A 21,593-nucleotide genomic window follows, 5' to 3' on the forward strand; every position below is an offset into this window, starting at 1 on the left:
CATTTTGGGTCTGATTTGTTTTTGTTAATGATCAGACAGTACCTGATGAGCCTTTCTTTGTCAACTCTTGAGGTTGATGCGTTTCATTTTTGAATTGGCGATCCATACCAAAAAAAACGAGGGCATTGAGACGACCAAACAGTTCATAACCCGCCTCATGACCTCAAAACCATTAACCCCTTAACAAAGGAAACAAACGATGAAAGCTTCTAACTACCAAGAAATCGCCAAAGCCGCTATTCTAGCTGGTGGTCTCGCCGCTGCTGGTGTATTGTCCGTTGGCGAAAGCGCCCAAGCCCAATTTATCGGTACAGCATCTCAATCCCGAGTGTCCGCCGCCATCACTAGCATTCTCACCGATGGTAACACTGCGGCCACCAATAGCTTTGCCATCGAGCAAGTATTGCCCTCTGCTGACTATGTATTCAGCGGCACTCAAACGGTATCCGTGAGTTACGCTACAACCGTTTCTGTTGGGGCGAATAGCAGCGTGGTCACTCCTGTTATTACCTCAGCACAGCTTAGTGCTGTTGTGGCGTCAAACGCATCTACCAACCAAACGGTTGAACGTGCCACTGCTACTGCTATTTCAGGTGCTCAAGCCGCCAGTCGGTATGGAGATGTGTCCGGTATCGTCCGGGCTTGGACTGCTGGTACTTCCGTCTTAGATTAGTTGAAGTGGGTAACCCGTCTCAACCCAGGTGAAAAATACCACTTTGTAGCCACATACTACCCGAATTAACTCTTGCTGTTTTTTTTCGCTAGTAGAAAAGTGGTGCAGTTGCCCCCCAGGATTGCCCTGGGTGGCCTCTTTTTAATCGATCAATCGCAAGGGATAAGTAGTCATGCAAAATAAATCTCCTAGTGAAGACAGGCAAGAGGCAATAGGCAAAAGCTTTATCGAAATGTGTAATTAATTTTGCTTAGGTACTTACGTGCAATGGGTGATTGACAAAGCCAAGAGTTCTGGGGGGTAAACCTTGACAGTGGCCAACCGCAGTTATATATAGCTGATGACGGTCGAGTCTGTAACGATCCATACCAAGAAAACGCGGGTAAGCTGTACTGAATTTAAACTGCGCTATCGGAAATTTTGGTACAAATGCTCAAACTGCCTCTCCCCGCTCCCTTTCGGTTAAGCTCACGGACGAAGCCCGCTCCCCCGCAATCTTAACGAGTAATTGAGATAGTCAACAGCTTATCGAGACGAAGAACTGAGCCATAGTCTGCCTCATGACCTTAAAATCATTGACTCCTTAACAAAAAAGACAAACAATGAAGGCCTCTAATTACCAAGAAATCGCCAGAGCAGCTATTCTAGCCGGTGGTCTCGCCGCTGCGGGTGTATTATCCGTTGGCGAAAGCACCCAAGCCCAATTTATCGGTGCAGCATCCCAATCTCGAGTGTCCGGTGCCACCACTAGCATTCTCACCGACGGCAACACTGCAGCCACCAATAGCTTTGCCATCGAGCAAGTATTGCCCTCCAGTGACTACGTTTTCAGTTCTCCTATTTCAGTACAAATAAGTTACGATACCCTGGATAAGGACAAAAACTTCGTTGCTATTACAGGCGCAGTATTGACCGCTACGGTGGAGGTAAACTCAGGTACGCAACTAACAGTTGAGCGTGCCACTGCCGATGCTATTTCGCAGGCTGCTGCTGCCGGTCAGTTTGGGGATGTGTCTGGTATCGTCCGGGCTTGGACTGCTGTTACTTCCGTCTTAGATTAGCAACAAGTCCCCTTTTTAAAGTCGGCGCTTCAGTGAGGGAATTGTTACCCTGGGCAAAGCCGAAGGGTAGGGGGAGAATTTTTTACTGATGTTACTCCCCAAACGTCTTCTGAGTGGTTGCCAATAACCTGAATCTTTCTAGCTCTGCGAATGCAGTCGTTGTAATGATCATATTCTGTAATCGTATTCCCTACTATCAAACCGCTTGGAGTTACCGAGTATTGGGTGAACTGTACACTCAATCGGGCCTCGATTTTCAGGCGGGGGTATTTCCAGACGCGGTGTCTCTTGACCGTTATTTAAGGTTACGGCAGGAAGAAGCTATCCCCCTTTTATTGCAGTTTGAGGTATTGGGGCAAGATGCCCTTCAGGAGATTCAACGGGAGGGGGCGTTAGTGGTCTATAGCCACGCGGATCCGCGTCAGTCCTTGGGCAACGCCATCACGGGTAGTCAAGAGACCGTTACCCAAGCCGTGGCCAAACAGTTGCAATGTCAGCCCCATATTTGGCTGCCCTTAGCCCATCGAGTTATTTGGTTAAAAGAAAAGGACATCAGGCAAACACCCCTAGGGCAGATAGAGGCTCTAGCCCAGTCCGTTGGGTTAAGGTTTAATAGCCAAGATTATCCGATCGAGCATTTATTAGATTTTCCAACCGAGTCTGCGCCTTGGCAGGAATATTTCACCAAGGAAGAGCAGTTATTAATCCACTGTCTCTTTAAACCCTTGCTGCTATTCGGCGGAGATGAAACCGGCGAAACCTTTAGGGAAATATTTTTAAATTTGGTTAAAGAAATAAATTGGCAAACTTGGCTGGATTTATTAGCAACCCTACAAAAAGACGTTTGGAAAATATTACCCGAGCAGCGGGAGCTAGTTTATCAAGCAATAAAAAATTCTTTGATCGATTCCTTTGCCGATTGCGGTTTAGGGAATCAAGGTGCGGAAATCGCCCACTATCTGGGCAATCAATTCACACAGCAGGGTCATTTTGCTTTGGCTCAGTCTTGGTATCTCAAGGCGATCGAGTTAGAGCCTGAACGTTACCAATCCTATTACAATTTGGGGGTTGTCAATGAAAAACAACAACAATGGCAATCGGCGATCGACTATTATCGTCAAGCGATTAGGTTGAATCCTCAATACGCTAAAGCCTACTATCGTTTAGGCTTAAATCTCAAACAGCAATTAATTAACCAGAGAGAAAACCTCGAAGACGAGAAAAAGCAAGCAATCACCCTGGAAATAGGCGAATGCTTGACTCAGGTTTTAAATCTTGACCCCAATCATCCTAGTATCAAGTTTCAATTGGCTAAATTTTGGCAAGATCAAGGGGAATCGGCAAAAGCCAAAAGTCTTTTAACGGCGAAGGAATGGGAGTTATTGCCAGATTTTGTTGCCTATTTAATTAATACAGGCAACCAATGGGAGCGACGGGGAAAATTCCTTCAGGCGCAAAACTGTTATGAGATGGCGTTGGAGTTTGAACCTTCGGCCATTGAACCCCTATTTAATCTGGCCCTCATCTTTGAAAAACAGGAAAAACTACCTGAAGCAATCGCCTATTATCGCCAAGTCTTAACCCTTGACCCTAATCACATTCCCGCGCTACAAAATTGTGGCATGGTCTTAGAAAAAATTGGTTATATTCACGAGGCGATCACCTATTATCAAAAAATCTTAACTATAGACAATGATCATCCTTCAGCCCTCATAGAATTAGCTGTTTGTGCTGAAAAACTCGGCAAAATAGCCAACGCGGTCGATTATTGCCATAAATTCCTGCAACTAGATCCGCATGATTCTGTTAACCACTCATTTTTATTGTGGTGTCTTGGCGCATTGACCATTGTTTCTCCCCAGGAGATTCTCGATAGTTCCTATCTTTGGTATATCTACCACGTTGTTAAACAGAGCCTTCCTACCCTCAAACGCCACCGGAGACAACCAGACCCCGATCACCGCTTGCGTATCGGCTATATTTCTCCTGATTTTCGTCGTCACTCCTGTAGTTTTTTTATTAAACCTTTACTAGAAAATCATCATCACGATCAGTTTGAAATATTTGCCTACGCCGAAGTGGAAAAAGAAGATCAGATTACCGAAAAAATCCAAGCGACCTGCGATCACTGGCGCTCTACCGTGGGTTTATCGGATTTAGAAGTAGCGGAGTTAATCCAGGCAGATCAAATCGATATTTTGGTAGATTTAGCCGGTCACACGACGGGGAATCGCCTCAAAGTGCTAGGAATAAAACCCGCCCCCATTCAAGCAACCTATTTAGGTTATTTTGCCACCACGGGTTTACCCACCATTGATTATTGGATTACCGATGAGGACTTACATCCTTCCGACACTCCCGAATTAACCAGTGAGACAATTTGGCGTTTACCCCGTTGTTATCTAACCTATGACAACTATCTCGACACCCCAGCGGTTTCACCCCCGCCTTTTGAGAAAACGCGTTTAATTACCTTCGGTTCTTTTAACAACACCAGAAAATTAACCCCTGAAACCCTTGATGTTTGGTGCCAAATACTGAAAGCCGTTCCTAACTCTCGTCTCTTTCTTAAAGTAATTGGCCATGCAGGAGGAGACCCGAAAGTTCAAGCTAATTTAATTGCTAACTTTACAGAGAGAGGTGTCAGTGCCGATCGACTGTTCATTCAAGGGGCATTCTCCGGCGATCAAGCACATTTTTCGTCCTACAACAATGTGGACATTCATCTTGATCCGTTTCCCTATGGGGGGTGTACTACCACCTGCGAGGCTCTGTGGATGGGAGTTCCCACCCTGACTTTAGCCGGGGGACGTAATATGGAGCGTTTGAGTGTCACCCTCTTAAAAGCAGTGGGTTTAGACGAGTGGATTGCGGATACTCCCGAAGATTATGTGCAGAAGGCGGTGCAATTTGCTCAAGATACTGTCTATTTAGCCAATTTACGAGCCACGATGCGCGATCGCCTAGCTCAATCGGAATTGTTAGATGCCGAGGGAATGGCAGCGGCGATGGAGGAGGCTTATCGACAAATGTGGCAAATTTATTTAGAGGAACAAAATAAGGTTAATTCTCCTCCCCTTCCCGTGGTCCCAGAGGAGAACAGTGCGGCATATTATCACCAACTTGGAAGGGAAAAAACCCTTACGGGAGAATTGGAGTCAGCCAAAAACTTCTATCTGCAAGCGATAAAAGTAGATCCCACCTATGCCAAGTCCTATCATAATCTGGGCTTTTTAGCCGCACAACAAGGACAATTAGAGGAGGCGATTAGTTATTATCAACAAGCGATTGAATCTCAGCCTGATTATCCTAGCGCTTTTTATAATCTCGGCTTGGTTTATGAACAGTTAAAAGAGACGGAAAAGGCGATCGCTTGTTATTCCCATAGTGTACAATTAGATTCCACTAATGTGGAGGTTTATAAATCCCTGGCGCAACTGTATGATCGTCAAGAAAACTATGCCAAAGCGGAAAAATACTACCGTTGTGCCTTACTGCTGCAACCCGATAACTTAGAATTGCGCTATAACTTGGGAGTCGTTCTCTACGAACAGGAAAAGTTTGATAAAGCAGTCAGTTGCTTCCAAAAAATTATTCAAGCCAAACCCCAAGATGCGATCGCCTATTTACACTTAGGAATCAGTTATAAGCAGCAAAAATTGTTAACCAAGGCAAAAAGTTGTTTTGAAAAAGCGATCGAGTTAGATCCCGACTATGCGATGGCCTATTACAATCTGGGAGTGGTTTATAGCTGTCAACCTGATGAGAAGAAAGCGGTTGATTGTTTTCGTCAGTCCCTCCGCTGTGATCCCGCAAATAAATTAGCCCATACAGCACTTCTTTTTGCGCTGAGTGGTATTAAAGAAGTTAGTTCCGAGGAAATTTACGATGCTTCCTCTCGTTGGTATCGGAACAAAATCCAAACTTAAATATTGTCAATAGTTACAGTTGTTTCTATAATCATTAAATTTACTACCATGACTATCTTCTTACAAACGCTAAAAGCTCAACATTTTTTAGATAACATTCATATTACCATCGCCCAGATAGGTTCTCGAAAAATTTCTGGGGCTGATGATTATAGTAGTCAATCGTGGGGAATTTTTGCCCCTAACTTAACTATCTATGGATTTGAGGCCGATGCTGATGAATGTAAGCGCATGAATCAGAATTTAAAGGAAAGAAATATCAGGCATCAAGAAAAACATATTCCCATCGCCCTTAGTAACACTCAAGGCAAATCCCAACTATACGTTACTAAAGAGAAAATGTGTAGTTCTCTTTATGAACCAAATCACAGCTATGTATCTCGTTTTCGCAATTTTCTACCAGAATTTCTTACCCTAGATTATGTATCAGAAATAGAAACAACCACTCTGGATAGTTTTTGTGCCAGTGAATTGGTTGACAGCATCGATTTTCTGCAAGTAGATGTACAAGGGGCAGAATTAAATATTTTTCAAGGGGCGCAACAGATCATCAAAAACAGCACCTTGGCTATTCAAACCGAAGTTGAATTTGCCCCTATCTATAAAAATCAACCGCTTTTTGCTGACGTAGATAATCATTTACGGCAGCAAGGTTTTTTTCTTCAAGGTTTTAAAGGATTACATTGTATTTCCAAAAAATCTTTTCCTGTTGAGATTAAAGCGGGTATTCCTCAGTATCTTTCGGGACAACTGTTGTGGTCTGATGCCTTTTACTTTCAAGATTTACTTAGTCAACCTAGCTCTGTATCCCCGGAAAAACTATTAAAACAGGCTTGTATCGCGGACATATTGTACTTTCCTGATTATGCTTTAGAATTACTGGAATATCTCACCGTCAATTATGGTTCTAATCCTCAATATAATTTCACAGAAGTAATTAATATTGGCCTATCGATCCTCAGGGGAAATACAAGTAATAATATTACAGAATTGACTATTCCCCAACCAAATATCCCTAACCAAGGGTCTGTTGCCCAACACAAACTCAAAATTGGTTATGTGTCCCCTGACTTTAAACGTCATCCCGTGGGCAAGTTTATTGCCCCAATTATTAAACATCACGATCATCAAAAATTTGAGATTTATTGTTATGGGGAAATCCAAAAAGTTGATGAAATAACGGAAGAAATTCAGTCTTCTTGCGATCATTGGCGATCAACCCTCGGACTTACCGATGAGCAGGTAATCGAGCAAATTAAACAGGATCAGATTGACATCCTAATTGATTTAGCCGGTCATACGGAAGATAATCGCTTGCCGATCTTTTTTAGCAAACCTGCCCCTATTCAAGCTTCCTACTTGGGCTATTTTGCCACGACAGGTATCCCTACCATCGATTATTGGATTACCGATCATCATTTACACCCCGTAGATACGGAAGAAAAAACCAGCGAGACGATTTGGCGACTCCCCAGATGCTATGTGGCTTATCAACCTTCCCCGGAAGCCCTAGAAGTCAATCCCCTGCCCGCTTTAAGTTCAGAATATATTACTTTTGGTTGTTTGAACAATTTTTCTAAACTTAATCCTTTCCTTTTATCCCTCTGGGCAAAAATCCTTCAGGCATTACCTCAGTCCCGTCTCATCCTCAAAAGCCACTATCATAATTTAGACGATCCCGAAGAAAAACAAAGTGTTGAATTATTCCTGCAAGAACAGGGCTTGAATCTCGAACAAGTTGAATTAATTGACTCACCGACATTGGCTGAGGATTATTTCGCCTTGTATCATCGTATCGATATTCACCTTGATACTTTTCCTTACAATGGTTGTACTACCACTTGCGATGCTTTGTGGATGGGGGTTCCGGTTTTAACCCTTGCTGGCGATCGTAAAATTCAACGGATGGGTAATAGTCTCCTACAGGCGATCGGCTTAGGGGATTGGATCGCTCACACTCCTGAAGAGTACGTTAACAAAGCCATTACTTTTGCTCGGGATCTAGATGCGATCGCTAAATTACGAACTAGCTTAAGAGAGCGTTTTCAAAAATCTCAACTAGGAGATATAGAAGGTTTAACTCTAGCCTTAGAAAATGCTTATCAACAGATGTGGAACAAACTAGAACAGGAAAAAATACAACCATTAGAGTCCGGTGATCAACAAATAAGTGCAATGCGCTCTCAAACAGAGACGCAAAGTCCCCTCAATTATTACAGTCAATATGTGCAGAAAAATTGCCCTCAAATTACCTCAGAAGATTGTGATCAACTTTTAGCTTTTGCTGATAATACTAACTGGAATCAACCCACTACGCTCAGAGAATGGAACAATGTAGCAGTTATTATGCTTATTGAGGCAGAAGAGACACAAGATATTGCCTTTCGCAAACAACTATTAAACAATGCGATAGCGGTTTTGGAGCAGGGAAAAGCCCATCCCTTAGCCGCCGTCCATTTAGCGCTGATTTATAGTCTAATAGGCGATTACAGCAAAGCCTATGTTTTAGCTTATTCTGTTTTTGTCGGTATTCTTGATCCTGCTTTTAGGAAAACCGCTTCAAACAAAGGACTTGTCTATTTACCTTCCACCGCCCGTACTTTATTAAACAAAGCTGAATATTTAGAGAAAATTCTAGCAGCCGAAAACTGCTACGAGCAAATATTATTTTTATGTGCCGAAGTTCTTAATCTATCTCAACCCTCCTTTTACAACGCTTCTGGGCAAGATACCCTACAATTAATCTCTCAATCCCTTGCAACATCTCCCATCGTACAGTTACAACTAGGAATTGCTCTACAAGTAGGAATTGATCATTTTTATGGGCAAAAAGGGTATGGTATTTTTTACCTGCTCAAAGCCCATCAGATTAATCCCAATTACGCACCCTCAATACAAGCTCTTTATTTGGCTTATCGTAACTTACCGGAAGCAAAAGCGGCAGAATATTGGCTTCAGCAAGGGGTCACTCATTTTAACCCCAACTCTCCCGATGTGGGAGAGTGGATTTGGACCCAAGCCAGACCGGAAAATCCTTTTACTTATGTTCCCTATGATAATCTCATTCTGACAGTGGAAGCTAACTTAAAAAGTATTACCACTGCTGTTTTACTCGCCCAAGGAGATTGGTTTGAAGCGGAAATGGAATTATGGCGTACCCAAATCCGTCATGATATGACCGTTATTGATGTGGGGGCAAATGTGGGAGTTTATACCTTTAGTGCTGCTCAAAGGGTGGGAGAAACAGGGAAAGTCATCGCTATCGAACCATTTAAAGCTTGTGTAAACTGCTTACAAGAAACAAGCCGTATCAATCAACTCCCTTGGGTTAAAATTTACGAAGCGGCGGCCAGTGATCATTGTGGTTCGGCGAAACTATCTCTCCATAATGCCAGTGAGTTAAATGAAGTTATCAGCGATAATTCCCCTAGTTCCGATTCGGCTAATACTGTAACTATTCAATGTTTAACCCTTGATAGTTTAATTGAAACAGAAAACCTGACGAGGGTTGACTGGTTAAAAATAGATGCCGAGGGACATGAAATAAAAGTTCTACAGGGAGCAGAACGTTTATTAACAGAATTTAAGCCCAATATTATCTATGAAAATATTGCTGGAGCCCACGGTAGCAATGGTGCTATAATGGAATACATCCAAGCAAAGGGTTATCAGGTTTACAGTTACCGCCCCTATATCCAGGAGTTAGTTCCTGTCACCGATGCCAACCAGCTCAACAGTCAGTTAAATTTAATTGCTGTTTACAATCCAAACAAGTGACAGCGTGATTCCCTTGTCAACAATTAAAAATGAGGCTAACAAAATGAAAACTCTCAGCAGACTCAACTCCAAAGAATCAGCACTAACTGTCTTAGTTATTGTTTCACAAATTTTTCTCGTTAATCATCGGGTAATTGCCCAGTCAATTCCCCGAATTTCTATTCCAGGTCTTGCTACTCCTGTTATTCCCGTAATAACCCCAAATGTAGCAATTCCGACGGTAAACGTAACAACAACAAATAATATTCCTGCCACCAGTCTCAGATCTCAACCGATCATTCCGACGGTAAACGTAACAACAACAAATAATATTCCTGCTACCAGCCTCAGATCTCAACCGATCATTCCGACGGTAAACGTAACAACAACAAATAATATTCCATCTACTTCCCTAATCAATTCTCCCACTCCGGTAATTCCGACAGTAAATGTCACATTTAATGATAATGGTGTTCCTACTGCTGTTCCTGAGTTAAAACCCCTTACTTTTTCCGTCACGGGAAACCAAGGTAATACAGAACCTAGTTTTCTTTCTGTTATTAACAATAATGGAGTGACAAACGAAACGACCGGAGTTGGCAGCACAAGTATTGCTATTCCACAACCAACAGCAGTCAATGGTCAGCTTGTCACGGTATCTACAGTTAATGTAGTTTTTCCATCTAGTCAACAAGCGACGGGGATAACTTCTAGTTTTAACAATTCATTCAGCAATCCTTCCAACCCATTTACAATTCAGTCATCAACTTTAACTGTTAATTTCACGCCTCCGGTTTTAGACTAGGATGAACGGTGATAAGTAAGTAAGCCCAATGACTTTCGCAATATCACGGGCGGAAACGTTCTAGTGTATTACATTTGTGGGCGCAAAGAACCTGCGCCCACAAATGTGGAGCAAATCCGTTTTATGTAGGGGCATAAAACACACGCCCTCTTCTAGATAACATTTTCGATGATGATTTGGTAGTAGTGGTGAGCCGTATTGCTTATCCGGTATGGAGTGCCTAAAATATTTATCTTTCTGAATCTCGATGACAAGGCGATCGAATGAGTCTCCGAATCACCTCTTTGTTTTTGTGATTTTGTCGGGTTTAGCTATTAGCTCAACCCCCTTCATTTTGTTATTTTATGATGCTCATGAATCGTTATTGGTTAACGGGCAGGTCAAACGCTTTAGTTCAATTATACTGTATGTTGATCATCGCTACCAATCAAGCGATCATTTGTTTGGCAAATTTGACCCGCTCCCATTGGTTAACTGGCAAGCCATAGAAGCTAAACTGTTGCAATGGTTTTATCCTTCTTTGTGTTCTGCCCAAAATCAGGCTCTGACTTCTGATTCGGGGCAAATCTTACTCGATCGATCGTCCGAACAAATCCTCGATGTTAAGGGCGTGTCTCTTACGATTGCGGCAGCATCGGCGAACCGAGAAACCCAATCTCGTCAAGAGACCATTCAAGTCGCTGAAACAGAAAAAACCGTTTCTTCTGCGTCAGCTGGGTCTCTGAATCTGTCTGATCAACCGTCAGCCAAAGATGAGTCAGATTTATTTGAGTTCCTGACCCGGGGACAATATCACCGTCGGGCTGAAACGGATCAAGAGTCGGCTATGACTGTAACTATTGGTTCCTCCTCCCCGAACCTTTCAGAGAGTCTCTCTAAACGCTCCGAGCAGCCCTCCACGGAGTCGGTATTGATAACTCAAGCTTTTTCTGAGGAGAATCTCTCGGGAAAAGCGTCAGATTTAATGCCAGTGGACAATCAAACCCTGGATCAGTCTCTGCCCCATTCTCCAAATTCCGCTTCAACCGGGTCTCTGAATCTATCTGATCAACCTTCAGCCAAAGATGAGTCAGATTTATTTGAGTTCCTGACCCGGGGGCAATATCACCGTCAGTCCAAAACGGATCAAGGGTCGGCTGCAACTGTAACTATTGGTTCCTCCTCCCCGAACCTTTCAGAGAGTCTCTCTAAACGCTCCGAGCAGCCCTCCACGGAGTCGGTATTGATAACTCAAGCTTTTTCTGGGGAGAATCTCTCGGGAAAAGCGTCAGATTTAATGCCGTTGGACAGTCAAACCCTGGATCAGTCTCTGCCCCATTCTCCAAATTCTGCTTCAACCGGGTCTCTGAATCTATCTGATCAACCGTCAGTGGAGGATGACTCGGATTTGCGTCAGTTCCTCACCCAGGGGCAATATCACCGTCGGGCCGAAACGGATCAAGGGTCGGCTGCAACTGTAACTATTAGTTCTTCCTCACCGAAGGTCATTACTCAGATTCCCGCTCAAGAATTTTTCTTACCAAATACTCGTTTAGCTCCCTTTACCACTTTTTCTACGCCGGCAATAATTGATACCTGGGAAATTCCCACCACCACCATCAAACTGGAGATTGATTCTTCCGGCGATAGGTCGATAGCTCAGATTCCCGCTCAAGAATTTTTATCGGCAGATACTCAGTTAGCTCCCTTTACCACTTTTTCTACGCCGGCAATAATTGATACCTGGGAAATTCCCACCACCACCATCAAACTGGAGATTGATTCTTCCGGCGATAGATCGATAGCTCAGATTCCCGCTCAAGAATTTTTATCGGCAGATACTCAGTTAGCTCCCTTTACTATTCCTGCTACGCCGGCAATAATTGATATATTGAATGACTTAGAATTAAATCAAAATATCATTAACGCACCTGTTTTTGGTATAGTTACATACAAAGAAATTAGCCAACTAAATTTAGCACAAACTGGAACCTCAGATTTTTTTATTCCCAAAGATGTACCCACTGTTCCAGTTCCTCCAGTTCCAGAAATTATTAAACCAGAGGAAGAAGTTCCCAGTCAATCCCCGTTAACTGAGGAACAATTGAAAATTAAAGATATTGCCGTCAAGAGTTTTCTGGAAAGTGTTGCGGTACGCTATCCTTTTATTGTTAATACCAATGACTTACTTACAATAAACCCCTACGAATATAGGCCAACTATTCTTAATTTTTATGTTAATCTTACTTTTGATTTAGATCAATATTCCCTGGGTAATCAATTAAGTTTTAAAGAGTTTAATGATCCTCTACTTAAAAACTTTAATTTTTCTTACTATCCAAATAATCAGCAATTTTATTGGCTTTATGATAACAATGTCGTGATTGAAACAAATGGCTTTCATGGCAACATCAATTATCAGGGAAACGTTATTACTCAAAAATCTCGACAGACGGCAATTTCCACGATCCCATTTTTCGGAGTTCAGACAGTCTTTGCCCTACCTCAAGCATTTGAAAGTGCTAGGGGTTTTGAAAAAGATAATAACAACTTAAATATTACTAGCGGTGCTGTTGAGGTTGTTTCTCCTCAAGGTGTGCCAGGTGTTCCTCAAGTAGTTTTTAATATTAACGGAGAGATTGAGGTTGTTAGTTTGGATGACACTCGTAAAGCTTCAACTTTTACCGAACAGGGGGGAGGTTCTTCTTTCGGTAACTTAGATGCAGAAAATGCTCCCAAATTTTTACAAGGGTTTCCTACTATTAACTTTCAAGGTTTATTAGACAATAAAGTCAGATTGCAAATTGGCCAAAGAATTCCCCTAGAAAATTTAGCCAAAATCGGGGTTACAGTAGGAGATTTTTTCACAACGGCGGGGTTTAACTTCAATCAGTCTTTCAGTTCCTTACCCGGGGTAAAAACCTTACAATTTGACAAAGGATTTGAGGATCAATTGTCTCGAATTTATGCTAGTGCGTTAAATCTTGATAGTTCACAATTGCAGAATAATGATATTGTCGCTTTGATGAGCAATCCTTTTTTAACTCAAGAGCAGCGAGATTTTCATTACCTGAATTCTCTTATCTGGTATAGTGGCGGTCAACGAGCGCCCGAAATTACGACTCGTTCTTTTGAGCCAGAAACTCATAATTGGTATCGTTATATTTTCAATTATTCCCAGAATCGAACTCTTCTAAAATATCACCCTGAAAAAGTTGAATTAAGTTATACAAATGTCTTTGCTAATCCTGGCGTTTCCCTAACCGTATCTCCCTTTTTGAGTGATGTAGATGAGAGACAAATGGTGAATGCTACTTTGGGTTTAGCTTTGGGGGGGCTATTTTACTTACTCAACCCGAATGATATTAATGGCGCTCTAACCACAGCCAGACAAAAGTATGAAGAGAATCAAGCTCCCGAGTCTTTTTCTACTCAATCCACCTCGGCTGATAGAAGAGCAATGAACCTAAGATTAAATAATAGTCTTCAGAATGCAAACCTTGTTAGTCAATTAAATCAAGTATCTGGTAGTTATACAATCACAGATCATGTTACTCCTAATAGTTCTCTGCTTTTTCAATTGCGTACTGGTACTTATCAAAGGGCGGTTCAATTTTTTAGTCGAGAAATTGGTGAATGGACTCCGGAAAGTCCTCTATTCTTTTCTGTAATATCTCCCAATGATTTTGGACCCTTAGCCTATACTGGTGTTAATGTCCCCATTGAATTTACGAATATAGAACCTTTGAATCGTACAAGTTTTGCTTTTACAAAAGTTCAAAATAGCCAGGGAGATGTATTGTTCGAGCAACAATTGGCAGTACAATCCGAAGCTTTTACTGCTCTTCCGATTGTCGGTCCTGGGAAAGCCGCCGACATAGAATTTGGCAGAATAGAAATTAGTCGATTTCGTCAAAGAGAATTTGAAGATACGTCCTACATCGGTTATTTGTATTTACCCGCTTTGGAGTTTATACTCTCCGGTACAAGCAAGGGTTTCAGCTATAGTTTATCCCTGGGAGCTTGGACAAATTTATATCCTCAATCTTCTCCTCAAATTGATGAAAATATTTCCGATCTCCAGGAAAAAACAGTTGGAATATTTTCCAGTATTAACTTAAGGTGGAATTTTAATAACATTTGGTATAATAAGAACAAACAATGGGAGACAATTATTAGTAATTCGCCATTTGTCAATTTTAGTTGGAATAGTAGTCCTAATCGTTTGAATATTTCCAGTGCCAATTTTGGTAATGTTTTTCAGTTCGTGAGACAAAATTGGAATCTGACTTGGTTTAGTAACTTTAGCTTCAGCCCTCAAGAATTAAATGCGGCAGCTCCCAGGTCTAGTCTTGGGAATATTTCCTATTTTAGTTCTCTTAATTTTTCCGAGTCTTCAGGATTAAATATTATTTTTCCTATTTCGTTTGGCGATAAAGTTTTTTATTCTGTTGAGGCAACTTATCCCATTATTAAAGATCAAAAACTTGGTAGTACGAGACTAGGATTTTATTATAGTAACTATTCCGTCGCTACTCGGGGTTTTGATAACCAATTTGAAGATCCTAACTATGGCTTGGTAATCAAATACAATAATCCTTCATCTTTGCTCTCCATAGAAGCTTATCTGGGTCATAGTGATTCTGGTTTTAGGGGTCGAATTCAATCTAGCATAAACTTTAAGTTCTAATTAGGGTCTGCTGAAAAAGTACGGGCGAAGCATTCGGATAGAAAATCTCCGGTTTCACCGATAGGTTATTGCCCGAATGCTTCGCCCCTACGGGACGCGGGCCGATGAAGACGCAAGGTTTTGAAGCACGATTCTCTCAAAATCTGGCACCTGTTTCGCCAGAAAAGCCACAAAACCCTTACCTTGCCTACATTTCACATTTATTGATCAAACCCTAATTAAGGGTAATGATCAAAACTGCCTAACCGCACATTCTTCTACCGGATACAAAGGACGACATAATTCAGTTATACTGTTAACATGACCAGCCAGATTACTGCCTAGAATCGGGATTGATTATGGCTCTTCGGTTTGTGTTATGCAATGGACGGGGGTTATAAGGGATGGAACCCTTATATAGAAAGTCATTTAGCGATTTTTGTCAATTGTTTTTTATCTAGAGCGAACTAATCAATTAAGTCTCTTGCCAGATAAGGATTTAGTCGATCTATGCCCCCCTATCGAACCATAACAAGTAACGAAGAGCCAGTATAACTTACATTTTTTACTCAAAGACAACGCCAATTCACACTGGAATTGGTGCTTCATGCCGATAATTTCCCCATATTAATTGCTGGAGTGATTAACAACTTCAGGGGCAATCTCTAATTCTTGTTCACCAATGACAGGTAAATGATTTTTCTGTAAACCCATAGCAGTTAAACAAGTATTGAGAGAATTTATCGCTTGGTTATAATTCTCAATTTTTTGGTTAATTTCTTCCTGTTTGTGGGCATTATTCGCAATTTTTTCTGCCGCTTCCTGTTCTAAGGTTTGTTCTAGATAAGAACGAGCTTGATTGAACTGTTGTAGAATAGTATCGGCTTGTTTTTTTGCCATTGGTATCAATTGATTTTTCAGAGTATTATTAATAGTTTGACGGAAGTTTTTCTGAATTGTCGCTGATACTTTTGGCTCAAAATCTAACTTAAGTAATTGACGAATAGCAGGTTCAGCATCAAGAATACTTTCACAGTCATAACCTTGGGCAGTTTGTTGGACAGTTTGCCGAAATTGAAAGATAGAAAAAGTGCCTTCGTTGTAAAAATTGTGATTTTCTCTTACATAGCGATCGCACTCTGTTCTCGCTTCGGAAACTAAGGCATGAATTAACTGATCTTCTAGCTGTTTTAGATGATTTTCTATGCCACTATCGTTACCCAATAAACGATAAATTTGCCGATAATAATCACCTTGCCTTACCGCGTCTAAAAGACGCTGACAAAAGCGACTAATTAAACTTGTTGACTCCTCAATCAACACATCTTCTAGCTGGTTAGACAGATAATAAAAAGCTTCTACCAATACTGCTAATAAAGGTGCTGTAGCATTGCGGGGATGGGTTAAAGTCGCTTGTGAGTAAGCATTTTTGACAGAAAAAGTATTTAATAACTCATCCAATCTTGATACCATTCTCGCTTTCAGTTTCTTAAAGTCTTCCTCAAAGTTTTCATCGCTATTAACCACGATAGCATTGACATAACCATCGATATGTTTAGTTAATTTCTCTCCCACTTCTTTTAACTCTTGATTGAGGTGATTTAACTCCAGAGCTTTCATCGCCTCAATTTCTCGTGGTTGACTTTCTAAATCACGATAAATCCCTTGATAATGATTTTTCAGAGTAATGCAGAGAGATTGTAAATCATCGGCTAAATTAGCAAACAATTGCGGACGTTTTTCTTCGGTGAGATAACGAGTAATTGCCGTGCGAAATTCTGCGATACCGCTATCAGCAATTAACTGCTCTAGTAAAGGAGTTCCCCACTCACTTAAAACTCGGAAATAATTTTTATTGGGAGTTTCATAACCGTGGATGGAAACTTTAAAGGGAGTTGCCAGTAATTTACCGGAGTTGGCACAATAGTTATTAAACTCGCTGACAAATTGCGGTGTTTCTTCTTGTCCTCCTAAATTTTTGACACTTTCGGCAAAGATAGAATCTAAACCATAACGCTGATTAATATTGGTTTGATTTTTCACCTGATACCCATAAAATCCTAAAAGTCCGCTGGTTTTGTAGAGGCGGGAAGTATCACGAAATTGCGTTTGAATCAGGTTTTCTAAACGTTGTTTTAGTTGGGATGCGTACCAGGTTTCATCAATGCGGTTAAAAACATAAAAAACTCGATCACGAATACCAGCATTAGAGCGAATTTTTTCGAGTAATTCCGTTTCTTCTGTGGCTAATTCTCCCGCAGAAGCAGCCTTTAAAACACAAACCACTGCCGAAGTATCAGGATGCTCTATTTTACGATAGGCTAAGGCGGCATCTTTTTTGACTGGGGCATCAATACCGGGCAAATCTACCAAAACGTTACCATCTTTAAGGAGAGGATGATGACAGTAATATTCTAGACGTTTTAAGACGGCACTATTACTACCACGACGGGCAAAACTGGCCGCTTCTGCTAAATTAGAAAAGTGAAATTGTTCCATGGAATAGGTGGCATTATGCAGCGTATGGATTCGCTCACGATTTTGAGTAAATCCTTCAATTAATAATTTTAAACCCTGAGCTTGTTTAGCTCGCTCGGATTTGCCTTCTCCCCCTTCCTGTTCGATAATTTTTTGACAGTATTGGTTTAACTGACTACAGTATTCCGGGGAATTAATGTTACTGGGATTGGTTAATTGCAGATTTTGACAGACGGTATCGACTAAAGTACGAATTTCTACTTCGCTGAGAAAGGTTAAAACCACTCTTTCCTCATCAGCTTCTGCGTACTCAATATAACATTCTGTACCCGTTGCGTGTCCTTCGGCACTATACAGCAATTCTCGCTCTAAAAGTGCATTGATTAACATTGATTTCCCCGCACTAAAAGCACCAGCGAAAACGATTTCAAATTTGGGAGAAATGGCTTTTTGTAGGGCGATTTCTATCTTGCTGGTATCCTGTTGATTGCGGAGAGAGGATTCGCCTTTTAATAGTTCAATTATACTGTTAACATTACCAGCCAGATTACTGCATTGGGGTAAAAGTTCAGTCATGGTAAAACCCAGATCTAGAAGAACAGTGCTATTGTTTCCCAGATTATAACAAAATTCACTAACTAGATGTCAGATCTTTGGTCGGCGATTTAAGCAATCAAGGACAAAGTCATCGTCTTCAATCTAGAATCAGGATTGATTAAGTAGTTGGACAAAAGTAAAGTTAACTGTGGGGTAAGGAGTCAGTAGTCAGTAAGAATTGCGGCAATTTACATTTCTTAAGATAGACAACAGAATTTATGTCCGACTACTTATAATCAATTTAGTACATACTGATTGCCGAGAACCTCCTTAGGTAAAAATTCTCTCCTGACTCCTCCTCAATCCTAGTACAATGATAATTATATGGGCAAAAATGGCAATAGATAAATTGAGATTAAAAAAAATTCAGCCGATGAGACAGTTAGGATTTTTGTTAGGAACAGTTTTTCTTTTGGGTGGCTGTCATTCTCTCAATGCTATCCAAAATCGTCCCCAACCCTTGCCCCAAGATCAATATATTCAAGTCTATTTTAATTATAATCAGGCCCAGGGTTCAAATTATACCGATCCCTATCGCCAAATTAATCGTCCAGGGGATAATTTAGAACAGATTATTATTGATAATATTAACTCGGCAAAAAGTTCGATCGATCTAGCGGTGCAAGAGTTACGTTTACCCGCCATCGCTCAAGCTTTAGTTGCTCGTCAGCAGCAGGGAATTAAAGTTAGGGTTATCCTCGAAAATATTTACAATCAACCTATTCATAGTTTAGCCAAAAACCAAGAACAATTAAGCGATCGAGAACAGGAACGTTATCAAAACCTTTTTGATTTAGTTGATCTAAATCGAGATGGTAAATTAAGTGCGGAGGAAATCGCCCAAAGAGATGCAATTACTATCCTCAAAAAAGCTGGTATTCCCCTAATTGATGATAGTGCAGATCGCTCAAAAGGTAGCAGTTTAATGCACCATAAATTCATGGTTATTGATCATCACACTACTTTAATCAGTTCAGCTAACTATACCTTAAGTGATATTCATGGAGACTTTTCTAATCCCAAAACTGTCGGGAATGCCAATCACTTATTAGTAATTACTAATCCCCCACTAGCTAGAGTTTTTCAAAAAGAATTTAACCTGATGTGGGGAAGGGAAGATCGGCCTAGATTTGGGTTAGATAAACCCCAGAGAAACCCGCAAACAATTACTATCGGTAATAGTAGTCTGACGGTAAAATTTTCCCCCGATTCTACCGCTTATCCTTGGGCAATTACTAGCAATGGTCTGATCGGTGAAACTTTAAATAAAGCTAAAAAATCCGTGAATTTAGCCCTGTTTGTCTTTACAGAACAGCCTTTAGCTAATATTCTCGATCAACGACATCAAAAAGGGATAGAAATTAAAGCTTTAATTGATCCTAGTTTTGCCTTCCGATACTATAGCGAAGGATTAGATTTATTAGGAGTTGCTCTCAGTAATAAATGTCGTTATGAACTAGATAATCAGCCTTGGCAAAACCCAATTAATACCCTAGGAGTTCCCGCTCTAGCGGCGGGAGATAAATTACACCATAAATTCGGTTTAATCGATGATAAAATTGTGATCACTGGTTCTCATAATTGGTCAAGAGCCGCTAACCATCAAAATGATGAAGCTTTAGTTATTATCGATAATCCCACCGTTGCCGCTCATTTTGATCGAGAATTTCAATATCTTTACCGTACCGCTAAATTAGGACTGCCGGAAACTATTAAAAATCGGATCGAACGGGATAGAAAAAACTGCCCCCAATCCGTAACAGTTAAAAGCGATCGCTTAATTAATTTAAACACCGCCACAAAAGAGGAACTAGATACTTTACCCGGTATCAGTGGCAAATTAGCCGAAAAAATTATCGCAGCCCGGCAAGAAAAACCCTTTACTTCCCTAGAAGATTTGGATCGAGTATCGGGAATCGGTAAGGGAAAAATTAACAAGCTGCAAGGCAAAGTTAGCTGGTGATGATTGTCTCGTCTGTATTTTTTGCCCCAGTCCAAAAGGGACTATTTTAACGGATCGGGAATACTATCGGAAGGAGCCTCAAACTGTCCAGTAATCACGTATTCTAGACGCAATTTCAGCCAAGTAATAAACTGTTGGTTGAGAGAAACAATTGCCGCTGCTGGTTGGGGAGTTTTCTTTTTGATATCGGCAAAAGCGGGGGTATCTAAAAAAGCTGGATTGGCAATTAACCAAAAATCAATTTCTTGACCTTTTTCTTGGTAATTCCTGATTCTTTCCTTCAAAACTTCCTTTTCGATCGCTTCTTCTTCTAAAAACTTTTGACTGGCTACCAAATAATAATAAGTTGTCATCATTTTTCCTTTAATTTTTCAGTGTAATTGTTCCCTAGTCGGGAGATTAGCTGATAGCTGATAGCCTTTACAATTGCCCACGCATAGCCAATTTCATTTCCCTAACAGCCCGTTCCAACCCGACTAAAACCGCACGACTGATAATTGTGTGACCAATGTTCAATTCTTCCATATTGGGCAAACAGGCGACGGCATAAACATTCCAATAGGTCAAACCGTGACCAGCATTCACCCGCAAACCCAGAGAGGAAGCGTATTCACAACCTTCTTTAAGAATTGTTAATGCCGCTTGACAATCGCTCTCCTGTTGTGCTTCGGCGTATTGACCAGTGTGGAGTTCGATAAATTTCGCCCCCGTGTTAGCGGCCGCTTGAATTTGGGCAAAATCGGCATCAATAAACCAACTAACGGGGATATTAGCCGCTTGTAGGCGCTCGACAACCTGACAAAAACGGTTAAAATTGCCCAGCATATCGATCCCCCCTTCCGTGGTCACTTCCTCGCGCTTTTCGGGGACAAGGGTGACATAATCGGGTTTAATATCGAGAGCAATGGCGATCATTTCCTCCGTCGGGGCCATTTCCAGATTCAGATGAGTCCGCACCGTTTGCCGGAGGAGCCGCACATCGCGGTCTTGGATATGACGACGGTCCTCGCGCAAGTGAACGGTAATGCCATCAGCACCGCCGATTTCAGCCAAAACTGCCGCCGCCACGGGATCCGGTTCCACGGTCCGACGCGCTTGGCGAATTGTGGCCACATGGTCGATATTGACACCCAAAGTCAGCAAAGTTGAACCTCCTTGTTTGTTAGTCCAACTTTCCATCTTACCATTGCGGTCAAAAGCGATTACATACTGGAGATATTTAAACCCATGGTCAGTTCTTCCATTTTGCTGCGCATAGTTTCCGTGGAGGCATCATAGGCGGCTTTCATGGCTTCTAGAATAGACCCAGCCACAATCTCCAGATCTTGGGAGAGGAGAGAAGGGTCGATTTCAATCCCCCGGGGTTCTTGGTTGCCACTGAGATAGACTGTCACCAAGCCATTTTCACTCTGGCCAGGAATTTCCATAGTTTCCAGTTCTTCTTGCAGAACTTTGGCCCCTTGTTGCACCTGTTGCGCTTTTTGGAAAGCGTCTTGTAGTTCTTTAATCTTACCGAGACCGAATCCGAATCCTTGTCCTTGTGCCATGATGTTTTTTTTGTTTAAGGGGTCATTCAAGGTTTTTATTGTACTGCTTAAGGTGAACTGGGGTCAACTTTTGGCCCTGTGAAGGCAAAAAGTGATTAATGACAACGTTGACTTTCTGACTGGGTTAAGGTTTGCG

At 41.4% G+C, this 21,593-nt stretch carries 11 protein-coding genes; 7 read left to right on the top strand and 4 right to left on the bottom strand.

Annotated elements, in window-relative coordinates:
* Positions 1-199 precede the first annotated feature (199 nt).
* From H6G40_RS18120 to H6G40_RS23470, 6 genes are all read left to right on the top strand, one after another.
* The gene (locus tag H6G40_RS18120; RefSeq protein ID WP_190538108.1) at positions 200-673 is read left to right on the top strand and encodes a hypothetical protein; all 474 of its coding nucleotides are present in this window, start codon (positions 200-202) and stop codon (positions 671-673) included.
* Positions 674-1,275: 602 nt separating this feature from the next.
* On the top strand, positions 1,276-1,734 hold the full coding sequence (locus H6G40_RS18125; protein ID WP_190538110.1) for a hypothetical protein: 459 nt from the start codon (positions 1,276-1,278) through the stop codon (positions 1,732-1,734).
* Positions 1,735-1,898: 164 nt separating this feature from the next.
* Positions 1,899-5,663 (top strand): tetratricopeptide repeat protein, encoded by a 3,765-nt coding sequence (locus H6G40_RS18130; protein ID WP_190538112.1) that lies wholly within the window; start codon positions 1,899-1,901, stop codon positions 5,661-5,663.
* A gap of 48 nt (positions 5,664-5,711) precedes the next feature.
* Positions 5,712-9,440 (top strand): FkbM family methyltransferase, encoded by a 3,729-nt coding sequence (locus tag H6G40_RS18135; RefSeq protein WP_190538114.1) that lies wholly within the window; start codon positions 5,712-5,714, stop codon positions 9,438-9,440.
* A gap of 43 nt (positions 9,441-9,483) precedes the next feature.
* Positions 9,484-10,224 carry a hypothetical protein gene (locus H6G40_RS18140; protein ID WP_242028796.1) on the top strand — a complete coding sequence of 247 codons (741 nt, stop codon included), beginning with the start codon at positions 9,484-9,486 and terminating at the stop codon, positions 10,222-10,224.
* 247 nt (positions 10,225-10,471) lie between these two features.
* On the top strand, positions 10,472-14,893 hold the full coding sequence (locus H6G40_RS23470; RefSeq protein WP_242028797.1) for a hypothetical protein: 4,422 nt from the start codon (positions 10,472-10,474) through the stop codon (positions 14,891-14,893).
* Positions 14,894-15,499: 606 nt separating this feature from the next.
* Here the strand turns inward: H6G40_RS23470 and H6G40_RS18150 are convergent.
* Positions 15,500-17,926: a dynamin-like GTPase family protein gene (locus tag H6G40_RS18150; RefSeq protein ID WP_190538117.1), complete on the bottom strand. Its 2,427-nt coding sequence runs from the start codon at positions 17,924-17,926 to the stop codon at positions 15,500-15,502.
* 355 nt (positions 17,927-18,281) lie between these two features.
* On the opposite strand from H6G40_RS18150, the gene H6G40_RS18155 reads away from it, so the two are divergent.
* Complete coding sequence (locus tag H6G40_RS18155; protein ID WP_002732410.1) at positions 18,282-19,910, top strand: DUF655 domain-containing protein; 1,629 nt, start codon at positions 18,282-18,284, stop codon at positions 19,908-19,910.
* 41 nt (positions 19,911-19,951) lie between these two features.
* Here H6G40_RS18155 and H6G40_RS18160 read toward each other — a convergent pair whose 3' ends face one another.
* The 3 genes from H6G40_RS18160 to H6G40_RS18170 all read right to left on the bottom strand — a co-directional run bounded on the left by H6G40_RS18160 (position 19,952) and on the right by H6G40_RS18170 (position 21,457).
* On the bottom strand, positions 19,952-20,263 hold the full coding sequence (locus H6G40_RS18160) for an MgPME-cyclase complex family protein (RefSeq protein ID WP_002734125.1): 312 nt from the start codon (positions 20,261-20,263) through the stop codon (positions 19,952-19,954).
* A 67-nt stretch (positions 20,264-20,330) separates the two neighbouring features.
* Positions 20,331-21,053, bottom strand: a complete 723-nt coding sequence (locus H6G40_RS18165; RefSeq protein ID WP_002734980.1) for a pyridoxine 5'-phosphate synthase — start codon at positions 21,051-21,053, stop codon at positions 20,331-20,333.
* A 59-nt stretch (positions 21,054-21,112) separates the two neighbouring features.
* A complete protein-coding gene (locus H6G40_RS18170; RefSeq protein WP_002733791.1) occupies positions 21,113-21,457 on the bottom strand; it encodes a YbaB/EbfC family nucleoid-associated protein in 345 nt (114 codons plus the stop codon).
* Positions 21,458-21,593 lie beyond the last annotated feature (136 nt).

Origin of the sequence: Microcystis viridis FACHB-1342 (assembly GCF_014698335.1) — a bacterium.
Lineage (GTDB): Bacteria > Cyanobacteriota > Cyanobacteriia > Cyanobacteriales > Microcystaceae > Microcystis > Microcystis ichthyoblabe_A.

What these genes read in the sequence shown, in the direction of transcription:
- H6G40_RS18120 (WP_190538108.1), top strand. Translation starts at nt 200, where the DNA reads ATGAAAGCTTCTAACTACCAAGAAATCGCCAAAGCCGCTATTCTAGCT.
- H6G40_RS18125 (WP_190538110.1), top strand. Translation starts at nt 1,276, where the DNA reads ATGAAGGCCTCTAATTACCAAGAAATCGCCAGAGCAGCTATTCTAGCC.
- H6G40_RS18130 (WP_190538112.1), top strand. Translation starts at nt 1,899, where the DNA reads ATGATCATATTCTGTAATCGTATTCCCTACTATCAAACCGCTTGGAGT.
- H6G40_RS18135 (WP_190538114.1), top strand. Translation starts at nt 5,712, where the DNA reads ATGACTATCTTCTTACAAACGCTAAAAGCTCAACATTTTTTAGATAAC.
- H6G40_RS18140 (WP_242028796.1), top strand. Translation starts at nt 9,484, where the DNA reads ATGAAAACTCTCAGCAGACTCAACTCCAAAGAATCAGCACTAACTGTC.
- H6G40_RS23470 (WP_242028797.1), top strand. Translation starts at nt 10,472, where the DNA reads ATGACAAGGCGATCGAATGAGTCTCCGAATCACCTCTTTGTTTTTGTG.
- H6G40_RS18150 (WP_190538117.1), bottom strand. Translation starts at nt 17,926, where the DNA reads ATGACTGAACTTTTACCCCAATGCAGTAATCTGGCTGGTAATGTTAAC.
- H6G40_RS18155 (WP_002732410.1), top strand. Translation starts at nt 18,282, where the DNA reads ATGGCAATAGATAAATTGAGATTAAAAAAAATTCAGCCGATGAGACAG.
- H6G40_RS18160 (WP_002734125.1), bottom strand. Translation starts at nt 20,263, where the DNA reads ATGACAACTTATTATTATTTGGTAGCCAGTCAAAAGTTTTTAGAAGAA.
- H6G40_RS18170 (WP_002733791.1), bottom strand. Translation starts at nt 21,457, where the DNA reads ATGGCACAAGGACAAGGATTCGGATTCGGTCTCGGTAAGATTAAAGAA.